5 protein-coding genes are annotated in these 5,456 nt (G+C 34.8%); 1 reads left to right on the top strand and 4 read right to left on the bottom strand.

All coding sequences use genetic code 11. The features are described 5' to 3' along the window. The 3 genes from HRT72_10945 to HRT72_10935 form a co-directional block, all read right to left on the bottom strand. On the bottom strand, positions 1-1,385 hold a 1,385-nt coding region (locus tag HRT72_10945; protein ID NQY68221.1), incomplete at its 3' end, for an LON peptidase substrate-binding domain-containing protein. A gap of 115 nt (positions 1,386-1,500) precedes the next feature. After that, positions 1,501-2,691 carry a glucose-1-phosphate thymidylyltransferase gene (locus HRT72_10940; protein NQY68220.1) on the bottom strand — a complete coding sequence of 397 codons (1,191 nt, stop codon included), beginning with the start codon at positions 2,689-2,691 and terminating at the stop codon, positions 1,501-1,503. A 65-nt stretch (positions 2,692-2,756) separates the two neighbouring features. Continuing rightward, a complete protein-coding gene (locus tag HRT72_10935; GenBank protein ID NQY68219.1) occupies positions 2,757-3,365 on the bottom strand; it encodes a type B 50S ribosomal protein L31 in 609 nt (202 codons plus the stop codon). Between the two features lie 134 nt (positions 3,366-3,499). Between HRT72_10935 and HRT72_10930 the strand changes: the two genes are divergently transcribed. Next, positions 3,500-4,945: a hypothetical protein gene (locus tag HRT72_10930; protein NQY68218.1), complete on the top strand. Its 1,446-nt coding sequence runs from the start codon at positions 3,500-3,502 to the stop codon at positions 4,943-4,945. Here the strand turns inward: HRT72_10930 and HRT72_10925 are convergent. After that, positions 4,935-5,456 (bottom strand): acyl-CoA reductase (locus HRT72_10925; protein ID NQY68217.1); only part of this gene is annotated, 522 nt, incomplete at its 5' end. The genes HRT72_10930 and HRT72_10925 overlap by 11 nt on opposite strands.

Genomic DNA, 5,456 nt, shown 5'->3' with positions numbered 1-5,456 from the left:
CCAACTTTATCAATTTCATCTAATACAAAAACAGGGTTTGCTGTTTTGGCTTTTTTAAGATTCTGCAATATCCTACCTGGCATTGCACCAATGTATGTTTTACGATGACCTCTTATCTCCGCCTCGTCTCTCATCCCACCTAATGACATACGAACATATTTCCGTCCAAGCGAATCCGCTATTGATTTACCTAATGAAGTTTTACCAACTCCTGGAGGTCCATGTAAACAGATAATTGGAGACTTCATGTTCCCTTTCAGCTTTAAGACAGCCAAATGCTCAATAATTCTTTCCTTAACTTTTTCAAGACCATAATGATCTCTATCCAAAATCTTCTGTGCTTTCTTTAAATCAAAGAGGTCTTTAGACTCATCGTTCCATGGAAGATCCAAAAGGGTTTCTACATAGTTAACTTGAACAGAGTACTCTGAAGAAGCTGTATTCATTCGCTGAAGTTTATCTAATTCCTTTTCAAAATGAGATACTACTTCCTTGCTCCAATTTTTATCTTCTCCTCTTATTTTTAGCTCATCCAACTCCTCTTCATACACGTTACCACCCAGTTCTTCCTGAATAGTTTTCATTTGCTGATGTAAGAAATATTCTCTTTGCTGTTTATCTAAATCCGTTTTTACCTTACTCTGAATATCATTCTTTAATTCGAGCATCTGCAACTCCTTCGTAAGGTAACTAAGAACTAAAGTTGCTCTCTCTCTAAGCCCCTTAACTTCAAGTATTTTCTGTTTGTCTTCAACTTCCGCATTCATATTGCTGCAAATAAAGTTGATTAAGAAAGATGGGCTATCAATGTTCTTAATAGCAAAAGAAGCTTCCGAAGGTATATTAGGAGATTGCTTTATTATTTGAAAAGCTAAATCTTTTAGTGAAAAAATTAATGCATTAAATTCTTTGTCTTTCGGCACTTTAGAATCCTCGTCATAAGGAGAGACTTTAGCAATTAAATAAGGTTCAGATTTAACTATTTCATCGATTTCAAATCTCTTTCTACCTTGAATAATAACGGTAGTATTGCCATCAGGCATTTTAAGTATTTTAATAATGTATGCAACAGTACCTACTTTATTAAGGTCATCCATTCCCGGATTATCAACAGTATCATTCTTTTGTGACACTACACCGATAACCTTATCTCCTTTAAAGGATTTCTTAACGAGTTTAATTGATTTGTCTCTACCTACAGTTATTGGAATTACAACTCCTGGGAATAGCACGGTATTCCGAAGTGGAAGAATTGGCAGTTGACTAGGAGTTTCTTCAGCATTAATTTGCTCTTCATCTTCAGGTGATAAAAGTGGAATAAACTCGCTATCCATTTCGGCACCACTTACCAGCATCAATTGATTCAAACTCAAATCTTCTTTCATCTCTTAAAACCTTTCTGTTTTTATATGACATCATGTCATATACTAATTATTGTCTTTAGCTAGACAATACCTATGCCAAAGCAATAGGTAAGAAATTTTGTCTGCTTTCTGTTTATTATTCGTTATCAGATTGCTCTGATATGTGTCTTAGTATTTCGACATCTTGATCGCTTAATGAAATATTTCTTCTTAGAGCAACCGTTTTTGCCACTTCTACTGCTTTGTCAAATGAATATTTAATCATATCTCCATTAACAACCCAAGAAAAAGAAGGTGTCATTTTATTGATAAATCCCGTTTCAACTATACTACAATTAACCCCTACAACAGTTCCCGAATTAAACATAGAATTAATCGCACATTTCGAGTAATCACCCATAACAAGTCCGAAATACATTTGCCCACTACTAACAAACTTTTTTTCAGAATAACTCCAAGTACTTATTTCACCGTAGGTGTTTTTTAAATTCGAAGTATTTGAATCAGCCCCTATGTTACACCATTCACCAATTACTGAATTCCCAAGATAGCCATCATGTCCTTTGTTTGAATACCCAATAAATACAGTATTACTAACCTCTCCACCAACTTTGCAAGATGGTCCTATCGTTGTGTCTCCATATATTTTTGCTCCCATCTTTACTTCAGAATTTTCACAAAGAGCAAAAGGGCCTCTAATTAGAGTACCTTCCATTATTTTAGCATTCTTGCCAATGTAAATCGGGCCATCCTCACAGTTAAGAGTAGCGCACTTAATGTCTACCCCTTCTTCAATAAAAACATTTTGACCCAACACTCTATTCGAGTAGTGTAATATTGTCGACGTTTTATCTTTGGTCAATATTTGATAATCTGCCCTTATTTCATTTCCGTTTTGCAAAAACACATCGGTATTATTACCAATCAGTACAGCCACACCTGAATACTCTGTAGTATTCTTAAACATATCAACTTCACCTGCTTTGATTTTCTCAATCCACTGGTCATAGTTTACTTTACTAACATTAGCTGCAATTAATTTCCCATCAATAATCAATGCAGTATCAGTTTGCATCTCTTTTATTGCTTTCAATAAATTATCGTTTGCAATTAATGACGAATCTATTAGGATATTTTCATCCTCAATAATAGTTGGAAATTTGCTTTTAAGGTACTCTGCCACATCCACAGAAAGGGATCCACTAATACGAATTGACCATTTTTCTTTTAGAGTAATAATACCAACTCGCAGAGAAGACACTGGTCTAGTAAAAACCAATGGAAGTAGATTAACTCTTGTATCTGAATCGAATAGAATATAGTTCATAGCAATAAAAAAGCCCTATAAAGATAGGGCTCTTAAATCATTTAATATAAAATGAAAGGTTTTTCCTAAGCTTCTCCTTCAGTTACTGAATCGTCTTTAGATTCTGTTGCTTCAGGTGCTTCAGACTCTGGAGCTTCAGTAGTTTCAACTTCTGCTGATTCCACTTGCTCTGTTGCTGAATCGCTAGCTTTTTCTTCAACAGGAGCTTGTTCTCCTGCTTCAGCTGCTTTCTCAGCCGCTATTTTCTCTTCTTCTTTTGCATTTTTAGCAGCAGCTCTTTGCGCTCTTTTCTTTTCAATTTTCGCAGCCTTTACTTCCGCTTTTGCAGCTTTCTGGGCAGCCTGTGCATCACTGTTATCACCAGCATTAGCATCATCTGCTATTTTAGCTTCGATTGCAGCTTTAGAAATTTCAGTTGCACTATCCATTTGCTTTTGGAATCTTGTCTTGAATCTATCCACTCTACCTGCAGTATCAATTAATTTGATCTTACCAGTATAAAAAGGATGAGTCATATGAGAAATCTCCAGTTTATATAATGGGTACTCTTTTCCATCTTCCCATACTACAGTATCTTTTGTTACAGCAGACGATCTAGTTAAGAAACTATAATCATTTGAAATGTCTTTAAAAACAATAAATCGGTACTCTTCTGGGTGTATATCTTTTTTCATTAAATCTAAATTTGGGCTGCAAATGTAAGCAATATAAGACAATTGCCAAATGCATTTTTCTTCCTTTTAATGAAATATTTCAAGAGAGCTAGCGTATTTAGCCATAATTTTACTTTTAACGCAAATTTACCTCATTGAGATTAAACGTTTTCGCCCTCATACTGTTTATTGTTATAGGCTTTTCAAGTTGCAAGAAAGACACGATAATCAGTGATAAAGCTATAGATTATCTTGTTTTCTCGGTAGACACTGTTTTATTCGACACCGTATTTACAACACGAGGAACGGTAACTAAAAACTTTAAAATCTACAACACATCCAATCAAAGTATTTCGATTTCAAACATTCGTTTATCAAATGGAGAAAATTCCAATTATAATATAAACGTCGACGGAATAGCTTCCTCAAACATAAGTGATTTACAAATTGCAGAAAATGATAGTATGTATGTATTTGTAGAAGCAACCATTGACCCCAATGGAATTAATCAGCCGCTAATCGTATCTGACTCTATTATATTCGAATCTGGAACACAACAAACTTACGTTGCACTAGTGGCGTACGGACAAGATGCTATTTACCACCTCCCCAACTATTCATTGCCGGGTCATTCCAAAATACATCGATTCGAGAACTGCAATAGTGTACTTACTAATGAAAAACCACATGTATTTTACGGACACGCTTATGTTGATTCGCTTTGCCAGCTTACAATTGAAGAAGGAGCCGTCCTCCATTTTTCTTCGGCTTCATTATTATGGGTGAGTAAAAATGCGTCGTTGAATATTAATGGAACACTTAGCAATCCGGTTAAACTTGGCGGCACAAGATTAGATTATAGCTTTCAGAATATCCCTGGCCAATGGGAAGGTATTTTAATTGAAGAAAACAATACAGGTATACACATTGATTATGCGATTATCAAAAATGCAAATAATGGTATAAATGTAAAATCTGCGAGTTTAGAAATAAACAACACCAAAATCCAAAACATGCTAAACGCCGGACTTACCGGAACAAATTCTTCATACCTGGCTACAAATTTATTAATAACAAATTGCGGCGAATCTTTACTCAAACTTATAGGTGGAAATCATGACTTCAACCATTGCACTTTTGCTAACTTTTGGCAAACAGACATTAGAACATCATCCGCGGTTCAACTATCCAATCAGACTGTAAATAATAACTTTGAATCAATCTACCTTCCATTGAGCAATATCTCTTTCGGAAATTGTATTATAAGTGGCTCGCTAGATGAAGAATTAGCTTTCAACATCAGTAACAGTGAACTCTTTGAAGTGTCTTTTAAAAACTGCATCATCAACAGGGAAGATGTTAGCAATACATCTTATTTTGAAAACACAATTTCTACACCTGATGATCTAACAATTGAAGGTATTTTACATCACCCCATCTTTACAGACTATCTAAACGGAGATTTCAGTCCATTCAAACAAAGCATTGTCAATAATGCTGGAGATGTTACAATTGGAAATTTAGTCCCTCTAGATATTAACGGTAACTCAAGAACGTCAGATTCCGCACCAGATATTGGAGCAATGGAGTTTAACTTTTAGGAGTTAAGGATACTAAAAACTCAAGTGTATTCATATCATCTGCGTAATCTGCAAGAGAAGGATTTTGTGCATCACCAAACCCAATACTATTTTGCCCTGAAGAAGAAACTATACATTGAATATCTTCTCCATGCCTTTCTATAATAGCATTTAAATGCTCTTGGTCTTTATACCTCTCTATATACAGAATAGATATAGGAGAAGACAATCCTTCATCCTCTTTTAACATTAAAAAGCCATTATCATAAAAATCAACTTGACTCATTAAATACATTGTACGGTTGTAATCATAGTTATTGCCATACTTATTGTGGTTGATTACATTTTCGTAGCTAGCAATTCCTTCAAAGAAACGATCTCTGTTATAATCATGAGGCACAAGAATTTTAGAAACATTCCGGCACCCTAATCCATAGTATTGAAATATATCTTTGCCCAATTTTATATAATCATCTTGAGACTCATCGCCATTTAAAACGGCTAAGGAACTTCTACTTTTCCTAATTATATT

The sequence above is a fragment of the Flavobacteriales bacterium genome (assembly GCA_013214975.1).
Taxonomy (GTDB): domain Bacteria; phylum Bacteroidota; class Bacteroidia; order DT-38; family DT-38; genus DT-38.
The sequence above is the reverse complement of the archived record's forward strand: the minus strand, read 5'-3'. Positions and strand labels throughout refer to the sequence as shown.